This window comes from Faecalispora sporosphaeroides DSM 1294 (genome assembly GCA_000383295.1).
GTDB lineage: Bacteria > Bacillota > Clostridia > Oscillospirales > Acutalibacteraceae > Faecalispora > Faecalispora sporosphaeroides.
In genome coordinates this window covers 439,191-455,663 of sequence record KB911066.1, presented here as the reverse complement: position 1 = coordinate 455,663, position 16,473 = coordinate 439,191, and the positions used below count along the sequence as shown (strand labels likewise).

Sequence of the window (16,473 nt, the reverse complement as noted above, 5' to 3'; positions counted from 1 at the left end):
GTAATCGTCAACCAACCGCCGGCTGTGCCGGCGCCGCACGGGAAGCCATGCTCTTTCGGACGATCTTGTTTTGAGGTTTGTTTCAAGTAGAACGAAGAAGGCGATTTTTCTGTTTCATATGCTTGAGATGCAGATTGTAAAGGAGGAACTTTTGTTGGAGATCAAGTATTTGAAATACTTTCAGGCCGTGGCGGCCTATGGGTCGATCAATCAAGCGGCGAAGGTGATGTACATTTCTCAGCCTCATCTGAGCCACATCATCAAAGAGGTGGAAGAGGAGGCGGGGTTCGAGCTGTTCCAGCGCACAAAGCAGGGCTGTGTGCTCACGAAGAACGGGAAAAAGTATTTGAAGCACTGTGAGGTCATCCTGCGCGAAATTGAAAATCTGAGACAGTTCAGCAGTGAGATACAGGCCGGCAAAAGCGTGATGAGCATTTCCATGACGAAATTTTCACATACGGCGGAGTGCTTTAACCGGGTATGCTGCCGACACTGGAATCTGGAGAATTACTCCTACCGGCTCAACGAGGACTCCACGATGAACGTGATAGACGACGTGATCAGCGGCGGCGCGAATGTAGGGGTGATCCACTTTGCGTCTCAGGAATCGAATATCATGCAGAAGCTTTTTTCCGATAAGGAGCTGGAGTTTCACCCGTTGGCCACCTTTCTGCCGTATGTGTGTCTGGCCAGCAATCACGAGCTGCTCAACGGCAGCAGCGGCATTGATATTTCGGAGCTGAAGAATTACGGGTTTGTCAGATACATAGGCCAGTTCGAGGATTTTATCTACCATATCACCGCCGAAAACCTTCACTTGGATTTGAACGATTCCTCCCGGATCGTGTATGTCAGCGACCGCGCCGAGCAGATGAATCTGATTTCGACCGGCGGCTTTTTCACGATTGGAATTTCGGAATTTTCGGGCCAGAATTCCCTGTACGGGGTTGTTTCGGTTCCGCTGATGAACTGTTCGGAGCATATTGTATTCGGCATCGTGACCAAGCGCGGCGGGAAGCTCTCAGACGCCGAGCGGGAGTTCATCGACGAGGTGACGGAAAGCTACCGCCGCCTGCAAATGCGAGAGAATCAAACGGTGCGTAGCGGGCTGGGGGCAGATTAAAATGGTACCAGCAGGATTCATCCGTTTGCACGTATAAAAAACAAATAAGAGCAAAAGCTAAATTTTTACAGAAAAGGAAACTGTTTTTCATCGATTTGCGAATGGTATCAATACTGAAATTTGATTTCAATGCGCATTTATGGTAAACTAAAGTCATAGCATTGTCATACAGTCAGTATTCTGTTCGGGAGGTGCGAAACGATGGAGGCTTATTATCCTTTTGTGTGGCTGGCGGTGATTGTCGGAGCGGCTATTCTGGAGGCCGTGACCGTGCAGCTGGTATCCATCTGGATGGTGGTCGGCGGCATTGCGGCGCTGATCGCGAATCTTTTTGGTGCGCCGATCTGGATTCAGACAGGGATGTTTGCGGTGGTTACAACGCTTTCTCTGGCGCTGACCCGTCCGCTGATCAAAAAAGCGCTGAAGGTCAAACGAGAAGAAACGAACGCCGGCCGCTATGTCGGCAAGGTCGGTATCGTCATGTCGGAAATCGATAACGAAAAAGGCCAGGGTCAGGTGACGGTAATGGGCAGCGTATGGTCCGCCCGTTCCGACAGCGGCGCTGTGATCCCGGCAGGACATAATGTTCTGGTGCTGCGCATTGAAGGGGTCAAGCTGATCGTGGCGCCCGAATCTTAAAAAACTGTATTCTATTTAACAGGAGGTTTCACTATGGGATGGATCATTCTATGGGCCCTGGTTTTGATTGTCGTGGTGGTCATCATCACGAATATCAAGATCGTTCCGCAGGCGCATGCCTACGTTATGGAACGGCTGGGAGCCTACCACGCAACCTGGGAGACCGGTCTGCATGTCAAAGTGCCTTTTATTGACCGGATTGCCAAAAAGGTATCCCTCAAGGAGCAGGTCATCGATTTTCCGCCGCAGCCCGTTATTACGAAAGATAACGTGACGATGCAGATCGATACCGTTGTGTATTTTCAGATCACGGACCCGAAGCTGTACGCCTACGGCGTGGAGCGCCCCATCTCCGCGATTGAAAACCTGAGTGCCACCACGCTGCGTAACATCATCGGCGAGCTGGAGCTGGATACCACCCTGACGTCCCGCGACGTTATCAACAGTAAAATCCGCATCGTGCTGGATGAAGCGACCGATGCCTGGGGCATCAAGGTCAACCGCGTGGAGCTCAAGAACATTCTTCCGCCGCCCGCGATTCAGGATTCGATGGAGAAGCAGATGAAGGCCGAGCGCGACCGCCGCGCCATTATTCTGGACGCCGAAGGCCAGAAGCGCAGCGCAATTCTGATCGCCGAGGGCCAGAAGGAGGCGGCGATTCTGGCTGCCGACGCGCAGAAGCAGTCTCATATTCTGGAGGCCGAGGGTGAGGCGCAGGCCATTATGTCTGTTCAGCAGGCCCTGGCCGACAGCTTAAAGCTTTTGAACGACGCGGCTCCCAGCGACCGCGTCATCGCGCTCAAGAGCCTCGAGGCGTTCCAGAAGGCCGCCGACGGCAAGGCCACAAAGATCATCATTCCGTCCGAAATTCAAAGTTTGGCCGGTCTCGCAACCTCTGTGAAGGAGTTCTTCACAGACGATCCGCAGGGTGAAAAACCGAACCGCGCAAAATAGACAAAATAGGCGGTGCTTCCTGAGAAAAGCTCATGATAACCTTACGAAAATATGATTTTTGAAGCCGCTTCTATTGCATTTTACGTGTTTTTAACCTAAACTGAAAGGGATGGATTATTCAGGAGAGACCGGAGGGAAAGGCATGAGATCGGTTCTGTTGATTTTCGCCAGTCTGGATAAATGTGCCGGATGGAACCGGGTTCCTGAATAAATGGGCAGGCTGCACCCTGTAAGGGTGCGGTCTGCTTTTTGTTCTGCGTGAAAATCGCCGGCGGGTCAGCCCCGTTCTGATTTTGGGCGGAACAAAACCAGTGCGCCGCTTTGTTTGTCAAATCCGGCGTCGCGCAAAATTCGTTTCTCAGGAGGCGGATGAAATTCCGGCAGTTGAGACTTCAAAATGATGATTTGAAAAAGGAGTGCTGTTTCATGTCAAGCGGAAAAAAAGTTGCGGTTATTATGGGCAGTGACAGTGATTTTGCGGTTGTATCCGCCGCGATTAAGCGGCTCAAAGCATATGAAGTACCGACAGAGGTGCACGTGATGTCGGCTCACAGAACGCCGCTTGCGGCCGCGGAGTTTGCAAAAAATGCCAGAGCGAACGGCTTCGGCGTTATCATCGCCGCTGCGGGCAAGGCGGCGCATTTGGCGGGAGTGCTCGCGGCGCACACTACGCTCCCGGTCATCGGGATCCCGATCAAGTGTTCCACTCTCGACGGCCTTGACGCGCTGCTCGCCACCGTGCAGATGCCCAGCGGCGTTCCGGTTGCCACGGTGGCGATCGACGGGGCGGACAACGCGGCTCTGCTGGCGGTTCAGATGCTTTCCCTTGCGGATGAAGCGCTGGCCGATCGGCTCGGGCAGATGAAGCAGAAAATGGCGGATGAAATTGAAAAGAAGGATGAGGCAATTCAGTCGGCCGTAAAGGCTCTGTAAGCGCCAAATGGGGGGAAGGGTATGAAAAGTTTCAGCGAAAGCTATAAAGCGGCGGGGGTAGATGTTACCGCCGGGTACCGTGCGGTGGAGCTCATGAAAAGCCACGTGGCCAGAACGACGACGCCCGGGGTTTTGTCTGGCCTGGGCGGCTTCGGCGGTTTGTTTCGTCCCGATCTTTCGGGCATGCAGGAGCCGGTTCTGGTTTCGGGTACCGACGGCGTGGGCACAAAGCTGCGCCTTGCCTTTCTGATGGATCAGCACGACACCATCGGCATCGACTGCGTGGCCATGTGCGTCAACGACGTGATCTGCGGCGGCGCACAGCCGCTGTTTTTTCTGGATTACCTCGCGGTGGGCAAAAATCACCCGGAAAAAATCGAGAAGATCGTCGCCGGCGTGGCGGAGGGCTGCGTGCAGTCCGGCTGCGCTCTGGTGGGCGGCGAAACGGCGGAAATGCCCGGCTTTTACCCCGAGGACGAGTACGATCTGGCGGGCTTCTGCGTGGGCATGGTAGACCGCTCCAAGATCATCGACGGCTCACAGATGCAGCCGGGCGATGTGATTTTGGGCCTTGCTTCCTCCGGCGTGCATTCCAACGGCTTTTCGCTGGTGCGCAAGGTGTTCCGCCTGGATTCCGGCAACATCGGCCGCCATGTGGACGAGCTGGGCAAAACGCTGGGCGAGGAGCTTTTGACCCCAACCCGGATTTATGTTAAGTCTGTTCTGAATCTGATGAAGCAATGCAATGTGAAGGCGGTTTCTCACATTACAGGCGGCGGCTTCTACGAGAATGTGCCGCGCATGATGAAGGAGGGCCTGACCGCGAAGCTGGAAAAGGCCGCTCTGCCTTCTCTGCCGATTTTCCACCTGCTGCAGTCCGTTGGCAATATTCCGGAGCATGATATGTACAATACCTTCAATATGGGAATCGGCATGTGTCTTGTGGTGTCTCCGGACGAAGCGGACAAGGCCGCCGCGCTGCTGCGGGAATCGGGCGAACGCGTGTCCGTAATCGGCCGGGTGGAGCAGGGCACGGAGGGCGTTGTTCTATGCTGAATATTGTGGTGCTGGTTTCCGGCGGGGGAACCAACCTGCAGGCTCTGATCGATGCCGAACGCCGGGGAGAACTCTCCGGCGGGCGGCTTTCGTGCGTCATTTCCAGCAGACCGGATGCATACGCTCTGACCCGTGCTGCGCAGGCAGGCATCCCCTGCGAGGTTCTGCGCCGCAAAGAATTCGACAGCCAAACTGCCTACGACCATGCACTTTTGTCGCTTCTGGAGCGCTGTGAGGCCGGTTTGGTGGTGCTGGCCGGGTTCATGACGATCATCGGGGATGCGGTGATTGCACGCTACCGCAACCGGATGATGAATATTCATCCGTCTTTGATCCCTTCCTTCTGCGGGGAGGGGTATTTTGGCCTCGCGGTGCACCGCGCCGCGCTTTTGCGCGGGGTGCGTGTGACGGGCGCAACCGTCCATTTTGTCAACGAGGTGTGCGACGGCGGGCCGATCATCCTGCAGCAGGCGGTGGAGATTCGCGACGACGACACGCCGGAAACGCTGCAGAAGCGAGTGATGGAAGAGGCCGAGTGGAAGATACTGCCCCGCGCGGTGTCTCTGTTCTGCGAGGGCCGGCTTTCTGTCGCCGGGAACCGCGTGCTGCAAATCAATAAGGAACAACGGGAGGAAGCCGAATGACAACCAAAACGATTGAACAGGCTCTGGCGGGCAACGGGTACCCCGGGCGCGGAATTTTGTTCGGAAAATCTCCGGATGGCGCGTATGCGCTGATCGCCTATTTCATTATGGGGCGCAGCGAAAACAGCCGCAACCGTGTGTTTGTGCGGGAGGGCGACGGGCTGCGCACACAGGCGTTCGACCCCTCAAAGCTGTCCGATCCGTCGCTGATCATCTATGCGCCGGTGCGCGTGGTCGGCACCGAGGTGATTGTGACAAACGGCGACCAGACCGATACGGTGCGCGATTTTCTGCGCCGCGGCGAAACGTTTGAGGATGCGCTGAGAAGCCGCACCTTTGAGCCGGACGAGCCGAACTTTACCCCCCGCGTTTCCGGCTGGATGAACGCGGGCACCGACTTTGCCTACCGCCTTTCGATTTTGAAAAGCGCCGGCGGCAACCCCTCCTCGGTGCAGCGCATGTTTTTCGAGTACGAAACGCCGGTGCCGGGGCAGGGGCACCTGATCCATACTTACCGCTGCGACGGCAGCCCGCTTCCCTCCTTTGAGGGGGAGCCGGTCTGCGTCAGCGTTCCGCAGGAGCTGGAGGAGTTTACCCGGCTGATCTGGGATTCCCTGAACACGGAAAACCGGGTTTCGCTGTTTACCCGCCGCATTCGCCTTTCAACCGGCGAAACGGAAACCCAGATCATCAATAAGAATCAGTAAGGGGAGGAACAGAGGATGGAACTGATGCTGAAATACGGCTGCAACCCCAACCAGAAGCCGTCGCGGATTTTTCGTCAGGACGGCGGCGAGCTGCCGGTCACGGTGCTGAACGGCAAGCCCGGCTATATCAATTTTCTGGACGCGCTGAACAGCTGGCAGCTGGTAAAAGAGCTGAAAGCGGCAACGGGACTGCCCGCCGCCGCATCGTTTAAGCATGTCAGCCCCGCCGGTGCGGCGGTGGGCGTGCCGATGTCGCCCAAGCTGCAAAGGAGCTGCTTTGTCGACGATCTCGAGCTCTCCCCGCTGGCGTGCGCCTATGCCAGGGCCCGCGGGGCGGACCGCATGTCCTCCTATGGCGACTGGATTGCGCTCTCCGACGAATGCGACGCGCAGACCGCCCGCCTGATTTCCCGCGAGGTGTCCGACGGCATTATTGCGCCCGGCTATTCGGCTGAAGCGCTCGAAATTCTGAGGGCAAAGCGCAAGGGCTCTTACAGCGTGGTTCGGATCGATCCGGAGTACGTTCCTGCCCCCGTAGAGCATAAGGATGTGTTCGGGATCACCTTTGAGCAGGGCCGCAACAGCGCGGTGATCGACGAGAGCCTGCTGACCAATTTCGTCACCGACAGCAAAACATTCTCCGCAGAAGCGAAACGTGATCTTCTGGTGGCGCTGATCACGCTGAAATATACGCAGTCCAATTCCGTCTGCTACGCAAAGGACGGACAAGCCATTGGTGTGGGAGCCGGGCAGCAGTCCCGCATCCACTGCACCCGCCTTGCGGGCAATAAGGCGGATTTGTGGCATCTGCGCCAGCATCCGCAGGTACTCAGCCTGCCCTTCCGTGCGGATATCCGCCGCCCCGACCGCGACAACACCATCGACGTGTACCTTTCCGACGACGCGGAAGAGGTACTGGCGGACGGCGTCTGGCAGCAGTTCTTTACCGAATGCCCCGCGCCGCTCAGCCGCGAGGAAAAACGCCGCTATCTTTCGGGCATCACCGGCGTTTCGCTGGGCTCTGACGCGTTTTTCCCGTTTGGGGACAACATTGAGCGCGCCCACCGCAGCGGCGTTTCATTTATTGCACAGCCCGGCGGCTCCATCCGCGACGACCATGTGATCGATACCTGCAACAAGTACGGCATTGCCATGGTATTTACCGGTCTGCGTTTGTTCCACCACTAATTAACCCGGTACTGATCTGCGAGAAGCAGGAAGGCGGGGGAGAAAATCTCTTCCGCATAGAGGATCGGGAATCCGTATGAGTTTACAACAGGAGTGTGTGAAAATATGAAGGTACTGGTAATCGGCAGCGGCGGCCGCGAGCATGCACTGGTGCGCAAGCTGAAAGAAAGTCCCCGGCTGACGAAGCTCTGGTGTGCGCCCGGCAACGGCGGCATCGCCCGAGACGCGGAATGCGTAGACATCAAGGCGGCGGACATTCCCGGCGTGGTGGCGTTTGCAAAGAGCAACGGGGTCGATCTGGTTGTCGTAGCGCCCGACGATCCGCTGGCCGCCGGAATGGTGGACGCGCTGGAGGCCGAGGGCATCCGCGTATTCGGCCCGCACAAGGCTGCGGCGCAGATTGAAGCGAGCAAGGTGTTTTCCAAAAATCTGATGAAAAAATACAATATCCCCACGGCGGGGTACCAGGTGTTTACCGAGCCGGAAGCGGCGCTCGCGGAAATCCGCCGTGAGAACAGCTACCCGGTCGTCATCAAGGCCGACGGCCTTGCGCTCGGCAAGGGAGTCGTGATCGCGCAGGATTACGCACAGGCGGAGCAGGCGGTTCGCGCGATGATGGAGGATAAAATCTTCGGCGAATCCGGCAGCCGCATTGTGCTCGAGGAGTTCCTCACCGGGCCGGAGGTTTCTGTGCTGGCGTTTACCGACGGCAAGTGCGTGCGCCCCATGGTGTCCTCCAAGGATCACAAGCGCGCGCTCGACAACGACGAGGGCGCGAATACCGGCGGCATGGGTACCATCAGTCCCAACCCGTTTTACGACGACGAAACGGCGCGCGTGTGCATGGAAACCATTTTTCTTCCCACCATCCATGCCATGAACGCCGAGGGCAGGCCGTTTAAGGGCTGCCTGTATTTCGGGCTGATGCTTACCCCGAAGGGCCCTCGTGTGATCGAATATAACGCCCGCTTCGGCGACCCCGAAACCCAGGTGGTTCTGCCGCGCCTAGAAAGCGACCTGCTCGACATTATGGAGGCCGTCATCGACGGGCGTCTGGAGGAGCAGGAGATTCAGTGGTCGCCGCAGGCGGCGGCCTGCGTGGTGATGGCCTCGGGAGGTTACCCCGCGCAGTATAAAAAAGGCATTGCGATCAGCGGCCTTTCCAAAGACGGGCAGGTGCCGGGGGCCACGGTGTATCACGCCGGCACCGCGCTGCACGGCGAGGAGTTCGTCACAAACGGCGGGCGTGTGCTCGGCGTGACCGCCACGGGGGAAACGCTGGAACAAGCGCTGGAAAAAGCGTATCGTGCGGTTTCCGGCATCCATTTCGAGGGCGCTCACTATCGCCGCGATATCGGGAAAATTCAGAAGGTCTGACAAACAAAGCGGGGGTGGGCTGTTCAGCCTTCCCCCAAAAAAGATGCAAACAAAAAGCCGCCGGGAGCATTCCCGGCGGTTTCAAACGTGTGAGAAACGGGTGGCTTCTCAATATTGACCAAAGCGATCCGAATTGCGTTATTCGGAAAGAGCTCTTTGCAGCCAGGCGTCGGCAATGTCCATGGCCAGGTACAGCCCTTCCTTTTCACTGGATTTTACAATTTGCTTGCGGGCGCGAATGTCGGGGTTGGTATACATTAACTGAATGCCGACCTTGTCGGCAACGTCCATATCCAGCACGCGTTTTTTGCTCTTAATTTCCAATTTTACCACGTATTTGTCTTTCATGCTTCCATAGTAAATCACGTCGCCGCAGCGCACCAGGGGCTTTCCGCGGTAGGTGGGAAACTTCGTGGTATTCTCTTTTTCGTTTTCGTTACTCAAACTGATAACCTCCCATCATTCATACTTTGTGAACTAAAATTATAGCATAGACAGGCCCAGAAGTAAAGAAAAAATCCCTTCCGCCGCTTTCCCTGCGGGAAGAAAACAAGGGGGAAAATTTGCTTGTTCAGGCCCAACCGGATCAAAAAAACATGATAACGTATTTCAGGAGTGAACACATGGAAACAATCAAAACAGAAATCAAAGAAAATAAGATGGGAACCGCGCCGGTCGGCGGGCTGATTGCGGGCATGGCTGTGCCCGCGATGTTCTCGATGATGGTGCAGGCCCTTTACAATATTGTAGACAGCTTTTTTGTCGCTAAAATCAGTCAGGAGGCCTTGACGGCGGTTTCACTGGCGTTCCCGATCCAGTCCCTGCTGGTAGCCTTTGGCGTCGGCACCGGTGTCGGCATAAACTCGCTGGTTTCGCGCCGGCTGGGGGAGCGCCGCAAAAAGGAGGCCAACAGCGCCGCAACCCACGGTTTGCTGCTCGGCCTTGTCAACTGGGCGCTGTTTGCGCTGTTCGGTCTGTTTTTTGCCCGCCGATTCATCGAGGGCTTCTCCACAGACCCGACCGTTATTGAGGACGGCACTCGGTTCGTTCAGATCATCTGCATCTTCTCGTTCGGCGTGTTCGTGGAAATCAACGTGGAAAAGACGCTGCAGGCGACCGGCAATATGATCTACCCGATGGTCTTTCAGCTGATCGGCGCCCTCACCAGCTTGATTCTGGACCCGATCTTCATCTTCGGCTGGTTCGGCGTTCCCGCCATGGGCGTGCCCGGCGCGGCGATCGCCAACGTGCTGGCCCAGTGCATCGCCATGTGTGTATCATTGACCGTTCTGATGAAGAAAAAGCACGAGATCGAAGTTAATTTCCGCGGCTTCCGCCCGGATTTCAAAATTGTCCGCGAAATTTATGCGGTCGGCATCCCCACCATCATCATGCAGTCGATCGCGTCGGTGATGGTAATGGGCATGAATCTGATTCTGGTTCGCTTTACCGATACGGCGGTGGCGCTGTTCGGTATTTACTTTAAGCTGCAGTCGTTCGTCTTTATGCCGGTGTTCGGCTTGATGCAGGGCATGATGCCGATTCTGGGGTACAACTACGGCGCGAAAAAGCAGCCGAGAATGGTGCAGGCCATCCGCATCGGCCTTGTGGTCAGCGCGCTGATCATGGCGGCTGGCGTTCTCCTGTTCTGGGTGATACCCGGGCCTCTGCTCCTGATTTTTGAGGCGTCCCCTGAAATGGTGCAGATCGGTGTTCCGGCGCTGCAGATTATCAGCCTTTGCTTTGTGCCTGCCGCGGTGGGCATCACGTTCAGCACGGTATTTCAGGCGCTGGGCAAGGGCGTTTACAGCCTTGCCATTTCTCTGCTGCGCCAGATGATCGTGCTGCTGCCTGCGGCGCATCTGCTGGCCCATCTTTCGCTGAACGCGGTCTGGTACGCTTTCCCGATTGCGGAGATTTTTTCGCTGGCGGCAAGCCTGCTGCTGTTCCGCTGTGTGTACCGCGCCTGCATCCGCACCATGCCGCTATCCTCCTCCGCCGCGCCGGTACGGCTGGCCGCGGACGCGCGGGAGCATTAAAAAATCCGAGCTTGCTGTCAATGAGCCTTGTTTCGCGACGCGAAACCAAGGCTTTTTTGCCCATTTTTTGCACAGAGACCCCTTGGTGGAGCCTGTACACCCGAAATCACGCAAAAAAGCGGGAGCACAGTTTCGCTCCCGCCAAATTGTCGGCAAAGTGTTGTAAAGTTCAGCTGCGTACGGCAGACATGCGCCTTCTATTGCGCCGGCTGCTTCTTCCACAAGCCGGCAAGCCCCGCTTTCGCTCCCTCTTGAAACAGGCTTCGTCAGATAAAATACTCGATGGTGTTCGCAGGCGTTTTCTGCGTTTCCGTGTTGAACAGCAGAATGGCTTCTCTTGTTTCGTTAGGGCCGAGCGCATACAGTCCCCGGCCGGAGCTGTTCAAAAGCGCATAGGAAACCCGGCGGTTTCTGCTCAGGGGCATGTCCAAAATAATCTCGGCTCCCTGCTGCTGGAACGGCTTTTTTCGGTAATACGGGTCGAACAGGTAAATGCTTTCTTCATCGGCGGCGGTCAAAAGCACGTAGTGCCAGTAGCCATAGCGCAGCCGCACCACCGCTGCGCCGCCCTGCTGTAAGGCAGAGACGATTTTGCTGTTCTGGTGCACGCACACATCCCGTCCCGTGAGGTATTCACAGTGGATAGGGAATTTTTTTACCTTGCCGAACTGGTTCAGCCAGTCGCTCAAAAACATCATCGCCATGCGCGACGTTCCGTTCTTCCCGAACTCTCCCTTTCCGTTGTAGGAGTCGAGGCAGTAAAGCATAATGTGCTTGATGATGTCCGGCGGGATTTCCTCCCGCCGGAACAGATAGCTGATCGCGTTGAGCAGTGTGGTGGGGCCGCAGTCGTATTCGGTTGTTTGGTAATTCAGCGGGTTTTTCATAAGCCTCTCTCAATCATTCCAGAGTAATCAGCAGCCGGGTCAGCTCGGCCAGCTGAACGATTTCTTCCACGGGGGCGTATTCCCCGAGCGAATGGCACCGGTACATCGCGCTTGATACGACAAGCCCCGCAATGCCGTTTTGGGCAAATACGTTGTTGTCGCTGCCGCCAAAGGTTTTCTCCAGCGTTCCGGGCAGGTTCAACTCGCGGCAGGCCCGCCGGAACCGCTCTGTTACGGGGTGATCCTTCGGTGTTTGGTAGGCCCGGCAGCCGAGCTTTTTCTCAAATTCCACCGTGGCGCCGAATGCCGCCGCGGAGGTTTCAAACTGCTTATGTACCTTCTCTGCCAGAGAAAGCGCCGTTTCGTGGGAATAGCTGCGGATTTCGCCGGTAACCGTGCACAGGTCGGGGATGATGTTGTTCCCCTTTCCGCCCTGGATCGTACCGATGTTCAGCGTCGTATTCGGGTCGATCTGCCCCAGCTTCAGGGCGGCTGTCGCACTGGCCGCGGCCTGAACGGCGTGTATGCCCTTGTGCGGGGCAAAGCCTGCGTGTGACGACAGGCCGTGAACCACGGCGGTGAAGGACAGGATCGTCGGGGCCTGACAGGCCGCTGTTCCCGCGGGGCCGGAATAATCGAGAATATAGGCTTCTTTGGAGCGCACCCGTGAAAAATCGAACTGCTCCGCACCCTTGCAGTAAATTTCCTCCGCGACTGTAAACAGTACCTCCACCGGGCGGTGAATCTGCTTTTTCTCCCGAATCACGCGCAGCGTTTCCAGAATCGCGGCGATTCCCGAGCAGTCGTCCGCGCCCAGAACGGTGCGCCCGTCGCTGTACAGAACGCCGTCCTTCAGTATGGCGCGTTTCCCGTGCGACGGCTCCACCGTATCCATGTGCGAGCACAGCAAAAGCGGCGGTTGGTCGCTGTCCCCCTCTAAAAATCCATACAGATTCCCGCTGGTTCCGCCCAGCCGTTCTCCCGCGTCGTCCTCCTGCACCGTAAGGCCCAGTGCGGTGAGCTCGCCCTTCAGGTAGTCGGCCATCTGTCGTTCCCCAAGGGTGGGGCTGTCAATGGCAATCAGTTTGGTGAATTGCTCGATTAACCGTTCTTTATTTGTCAGCATGGTTGCACCTCGTATTCTGCTCCTCAAATGGATCGCTGTGTGATGAATGATCTGCCCGCGGCCAAAGCCGCCCGCCTGGTTCTCTCCCGCTCGGCAGAGGAATCGCCCCGGTTTAAAATTCATATATATCATGTATGTTTTAAATCATAGTGCGAAGTAAGGAATTTGTCAACCTGAAATTTTATATGATTGGATGCAAATCTGTGGGGTCGCACCGCGAAATCGAGAAAGCGAGATTCCCCGGTCTGCGCGCTTTGCACCGTAAGGCTGAAAAAGAGAATGAGGGCTGCCCTTCTAGTGAAAAATAATCACAAAAATAGGTTTCACTATTTGCATTGCCGGAATTTAGCTGTTATTATCAAAATGAACCGTGAGGATACCGCCCGCCGATTTTTCGCGTCCCGAACGATCTTAGGGGAGGACTCGGAGGAAAATATCCGGAAGGAGCCGTCGTTACAGTGAACCTGATTGTTCAATTTATTGAGATGAACTGCTACGCTTTAATCATATTGTTTTTTGTTTTTCGGAATGTACGCCGTCAGGATCACCAGTATTTTCCGGATCAGCGGCTTTTTTTGTCGATCATCTGTGCTGTTGCCGCAATGCTTCTTCTGGACACGCTGATGTGGATGATCGACGGCAGACCGGGACGTGTGTTCCGCATCCTGTCTTATGGCACGATGGTGGTTTATAACGCCCTCAACCCGGTGATCTGCCTGCTTTGGTACCTGTATGTGGATTTCTATATTTTTGGAAGCCGAAAGCGCATACGCAGCTACATGTGTCTTTTGCTGATCCCGGTGGGACTCAATCTCGTGCTGTCCGTTGTCAGTGTTTTCAGGAATATCTATTTTTTCCTCGACGAATATAATACGTACCACCGCGGCAAATACATCGTCATTTTAATGATTCTCTGTCTGATTTATGTTTTTGCCACCAGCGTGCTGCTGTTTCTCAACCGAAAGCGGTTGAACTTCAAGGAGTTCTTCAGCCTTTTTTCTGTTCGGGCTTTTTCCAACCGTTGGCGCGGCGGTTCAGCTCTTTATGCCGAGGGGCGTTTTGATCTGGACCTGCACCACGCTTTCCATATTGATGCTGTACATCAATGTTCAGAACGACCAACTGAGAACCGATTATTTAACGGGGCTCTATAACCGCCGGTATCTCGACCATTACCTCTCCGTGAAGGTCAAAACCAGAGATAACCGCCTGCTGGCCGGCCTGATGATCGATTTGGATTCCTTTAAAAAGATCAACGACGAGTACGGGCACGACAGCGGGGATCAGGCGCTGCGGAACGTATCCCGGATTTTGCGGCAGACGTTCCGCCGACAGGATTTCATCTCGCGTTACGGCGGCGACGAGTTTGTGGTGGTGATGGAGATTCAGGAGCCCTGCGAGCTGAAAGAAATCCTGGAAAGGCTTCGCGAGAATATTGAGATGTTTAATCGCCGGAATATCGTCCCCTACAAGATCGGCTTAACGATCGGCTGTGACTGCTTTGACCGGAAAGAGGGCTTGACGGCTTCCTCCTTCCTGACTCGAATCGACCGGCTGATGTATCTGAACAAGCAGAAGAACGATGGGCAGCACCAGCATAAAGACTGACGTATCGGCTGCGTCCCGGTAAAAAAGAACGGTGTAAGAAAGAGCCATGGGGCAACTGGATGCTCCATGGCTCCCTTTGTGCGCGGTTTTGCCTGTTTTTTTTACAGGTGTATATTGGCGCCTTCACCGTATCCCGGGACACGGGATGCTTTTTCAAATTCTTTTCAAAACCCGGGCGGCATACGGCAGAAAGAAGGCTGGCGGCGGGTCGGCAAATACGAACAGCGTCACTCCGGCAGCGGCTTTTGGTCAAAATAGGTTTTGAGCACCACTGCGGTCTGCGACATGCCGAAGGAGCGGATTTCTGAAAGCTGGCTTTCCAGCTCCTCGGAATCGGCGACATGGATTTTCAAAAGAGCGTTGTACGGTCCAATAATATGGTGATGCTCCGTAATGACCGGGTTCTCCTCGGCAAAGGCGCAGAAGCGCCCGTAGGTGTCCGGCGGTACGTTGATCATGATATAGGCCGCCAGCTTTTTACCGGCCGCCGCAAAATCCAGCTTGGCCCGAAAGGCGCGAATCGCGCCGCAATCGCGCAGCTGGGCAATCCGTTCCGAAACGGCAGGCGCGGTCAGGCCCACCCGACGCCCGATCTCGCGCATCGGGGTCTTGCAGTCCTGCTGCAGAATATTCATAATCCTGATATCCGTCTGATCCATGGAACGGCTCCTTCTCGCTCAAAACATTTTTGTAAAGCATAAGCGGCACTTTGCCGAACAATCGTAAGCAAATGGATTATACCACAAAACAAGTTCGCTGTACAGATTCCCGGGCCGGGTGCTATAATAAATACACATTCAAAGAGGCCCGCAAGGGGCCGTGAAAAATCATTTGTTGATACAATTATGACAGGAGGAACTTTCATGCAGCGCTTAAATCTTCCAATTACCGGCATATGCTCATTTGGCAAATATCCCATCTGTACCGATCTGGAGCAGCTAGACGCCGATATTGCTGTTTTAGGCGCGCCTGTTGACTTTGCAGTAGGGTATATGAGCGGCGCGCGCCTTGGGCCCCGCCGCATTCGAGAGGCTTCTACCCAGTATAGCCGCGGGGAAGCCGGTTATTACGATTTTGAGCATGACTGCCAGCGCCTGGCCGCTCCTTTAAAGATTGTGGACTGCGGCGACGCAGATATTCTTCAGGCAGACCCGCAGCACACCTTCGACGCGATTTCGGACGGCGTGCGGGGCATTCTAAAACGCGGTGCGGTGCCGATTGTACTCGGCGGCGACCATTCGATCAGCGCGCCGGTGGGCAATGCGCTGGAGGAGCTTGGCGAAGAAATCTGCGTGGTGCAGTTCGACGCGCACCTCGACTGGAACGATCACGTCGGCCCGCTCCGCTACGGCAACGGCAGCCCGATGCGCCGTCTGTCTGAAATGAAGCACATCGGCCCCATGATTCAGATTGGCCTGCGCGGTATTGGCAGCAGCAAAAAAACAGACTTTGACGACGCGAAAGCGTACGGCAGCGTTCTCATTTCATCGCGTGAAGCCGACCAAATAGGGGTGGAGGGCGTGCTGGCCAGAGTTCCCAAGGCAAAAAATTATTATATTACCGTAGACATTGACGGTTTCGATATGTCGATTGCGCCCGGCGTGGCGTCGCCGTATCCCGGCGGCCTGCTGTTTGACCAGGTGTGCGACATTATCTCCGGAGTGGCCAAAATGGGCCGTATCGTCGCGGCAGATTTGGTAGAAATCGCTCCTTCGTTTGACCCCTCCGGAATTACGGTGCGCCTCGGCGCGCTGATGATGCTGCACACCATGGGTCAGATCGAGGCCCAAATCAAGGAACAGCGCCAAAACGCCTGACCTTGCCCCAATGATTTTGCGTACACCTCCTTTTTATCATTACCATAAAATAACTCAACGAAAGCAGGCAGCCCGCCGACCAGCAGGGCTGCCTGCTTTCGTTTCCAATTGAGCGGTTTCTGAAGAAGTCGTTCCTTTCCATCTGCCATTTGGTAATGCCTGTTCGTTGGTTTATTGTATGCTGCTCCGGGAGAGTTCTGCCCCGGAGGGTGCGGAAAGCTGCGAAAAAAGAGGAGGAGCAACATGATTCCGGTTCTTTGGCAGGTATTCCGGCCGCCAAAAAAACCGGGAAAATGTTGCTCCTAGGGCAGAAGTCATGCACCGTTTGTGCATAAACGTATTGGAAAATTGAAGAGCGAGGAGTGTTCGGCGGAG

The 16,473-nt window shown here is 55.7% G+C and carries 18 protein-coding genes; 13 read left to right on the top strand and 5 right to left on the bottom strand.

The window, feature by feature from the left end:
• Positions 1-127 precede the first annotated feature (127 nt).
• The 9 genes from G340_RS0102330 to purD all read left to right on the top strand — a co-directional run bounded on the left by G340_RS0102330 (position 128) and on the right by purD (position 8,621).
• Complete coding sequence (locus G340_RS0102330; RefSeq protein WP_027103823.1) at positions 128-1,123, top strand: LysR family transcriptional regulator; 996 nt, start codon at positions 128-130, stop codon at positions 1,121-1,123.
• Between the two features lie 201 nt (positions 1,124-1,324).
• Positions 1,325-1,762, top strand: coding sequence for an NfeD family protein (locus G340_RS0102325; RefSeq protein WP_020072045.1), 438 nt, complete (start codon positions 1,325-1,327; stop codon positions 1,760-1,762).
• A 33-nt stretch (positions 1,763-1,795) separates the two neighbouring features.
• On the top strand, positions 1,796-2,716 hold the full coding sequence (locus G340_RS0102320; RefSeq protein WP_020072044.1) for an SPFH domain-containing protein: 921 nt from the start codon (positions 1,796-1,798) through the stop codon (positions 2,714-2,716).
• 426 nt (positions 2,717-3,142) lie between these two features.
• Entirely contained in the window at positions 3,143-3,649 is a 507-nt protein-coding gene (gene purE, locus G340_RS0102315; RefSeq protein WP_027103822.1) for a 5-(carboxyamino)imidazole ribonucleotide mutase, read from the top strand.
• Positions 3,650-3,670: 21 nt separating this feature from the next.
• Positions 3,671-4,705 carry a phosphoribosylformylglycinamidine cyclo-ligase gene (purM, locus tag G340_RS0102310; RefSeq protein ID WP_020072042.1) on the top strand — a complete coding sequence of 345 codons (1,035 nt, stop codon included), beginning with the start codon at positions 3,671-3,673 and terminating at the stop codon, positions 4,703-4,705.
• A complete protein-coding gene (gene purN, locus G340_RS0102305) occupies positions 4,699-5,349 on the top strand; it encodes a phosphoribosylglycinamide formyltransferase (protein WP_020072041.1) in 651 nt (216 codons plus the stop codon). Before purM ends, purN begins: the two co-directional genes overlap by 7 nt.
• The gene (locus tag G340_RS0102300; RefSeq protein WP_020072040.1) at positions 5,346-6,056 is read left to right on the top strand and encodes an IMP cyclohydrolase; all 711 of its coding nucleotides are present in this window, start codon (positions 5,346-5,348) and stop codon (positions 6,054-6,056) included. Before purN ends, G340_RS0102300 begins: the two co-directional genes overlap by 4 nt.
• A gap of 15 nt (positions 6,057-6,071) precedes the next feature.
• A complete protein-coding gene (locus G340_RS0102295; protein ID WP_020072039.1) occupies positions 6,072-7,244 on the top strand; it encodes a phosphoribosylaminoimidazolecarboxamide formyltransferase in 1,173 nt (390 codons plus the stop codon).
• Between the two features lie 105 nt (positions 7,245-7,349).
• Positions 7,350-8,621: a phosphoribosylamine--glycine ligase gene (gene purD, locus G340_RS0102290; RefSeq protein ID WP_020072038.1), complete on the top strand. Its 1,272-nt coding sequence runs from the start codon at positions 7,350-7,352 to the stop codon at positions 8,619-8,621.
• A 138-nt stretch (positions 8,622-8,759) separates the two neighbouring features.
• Here the strand turns inward: purD and G340_RS0102285 are convergent, their stop codons facing one another.
• Positions 8,760-9,065 carry a hypothetical protein gene (locus G340_RS0102285; RefSeq protein WP_020072037.1) on the bottom strand — a complete coding sequence of 102 codons (306 nt, stop codon included), beginning with the start codon at positions 9,063-9,065 and terminating at the stop codon, positions 8,760-8,762.
• 179 nt (positions 9,066-9,244) lie between these two features.
• On the opposite strand from G340_RS0102285, the gene G340_RS0102280 reads away from it, so the two are divergent.
• Positions 9,245-10,660 (top strand): MATE family efflux transporter, encoded by a 1,416-nt coding sequence (locus G340_RS0102280; RefSeq protein ID WP_020072036.1) that lies wholly within the window; start codon positions 9,245-9,247, stop codon positions 10,658-10,660.
• A 266-nt stretch (positions 10,661-10,926) separates the two neighbouring features.
• Here the strand turns inward: G340_RS0102280 and G340_RS0102275 are convergent, their stop codons facing one another.
• Both G340_RS0102275 and G340_RS0102270 read right to left on the bottom strand, forming a co-directional pair.
• Positions 10,927-11,547, bottom strand: a complete 621-nt coding sequence (locus G340_RS0102275) for a peptidase C39 (protein WP_020072035.1) — start codon at positions 11,545-11,547, stop codon at positions 10,927-10,929.
• 13 nt (positions 11,548-11,560) lie between these two features.
• Positions 11,561-12,673: a M20/M25/M40 family metallo-hydrolase gene (locus tag G340_RS0102270; protein ID WP_020072034.1), complete on the bottom strand. Its 1,113-nt coding sequence runs from the start codon at positions 12,671-12,673 to the stop codon at positions 11,561-11,563.
• A 458-nt stretch (positions 12,674-13,131) separates the two neighbouring features.
• On the opposite strand from G340_RS0102270, the gene G340_RS18350 reads away from it, so the two are divergent.
• Both G340_RS18350 and G340_RS18345 read left to right on the top strand, forming a co-directional pair.
• A complete protein-coding gene (locus G340_RS18350; protein WP_020665328.1) occupies positions 13,132-13,827 on the top strand; it encodes a hypothetical protein in 696 nt (231 codons plus the stop codon).
• A complete protein-coding gene (locus tag G340_RS18345) occupies positions 13,733-14,281 on the top strand; it encodes a GGDEF domain-containing protein (RefSeq protein ID WP_326522298.1) in 549 nt (182 codons plus the stop codon). Before G340_RS18350 ends, G340_RS18345 begins: the two co-directional genes overlap by 95 nt.
• A 227-nt stretch (positions 14,282-14,508) precedes the next feature.
• On the opposite strand, the gene G340_RS0102260 is transcribed toward G340_RS18345, so the two are convergent.
• On the bottom strand, positions 14,509-14,940 hold the full coding sequence (locus tag G340_RS0102260; protein ID WP_020072032.1) for an Lrp/AsnC family transcriptional regulator: 432 nt from the start codon (positions 14,938-14,940) through the stop codon (positions 14,509-14,511).
• 204 nt (positions 14,941-15,144) lie between these two features.
• Between G340_RS0102260 and G340_RS0102255 the strand changes: the two genes are divergently transcribed.
• Positions 15,145-16,098 (top strand): agmatinase, encoded by a 954-nt coding sequence (locus tag G340_RS0102255; protein WP_020072031.1) that lies wholly within the window; start codon positions 15,145-15,147, stop codon positions 16,096-16,098.
• Here the strand turns inward: G340_RS0102255 and G340_RS17710 are convergent.
• The gene (locus G340_RS17710) at positions 16,056-16,247 is read right to left on the bottom strand and encodes a hypothetical protein (RefSeq protein ID WP_154653064.1); all 192 of its coding nucleotides are present in this window, start codon (positions 16,245-16,247) and stop codon (positions 16,056-16,058) included. The genes G340_RS0102255 and G340_RS17710 overlap by 43 nt on opposite strands.
• Positions 16,248-16,473 lie beyond the last annotated feature (226 nt).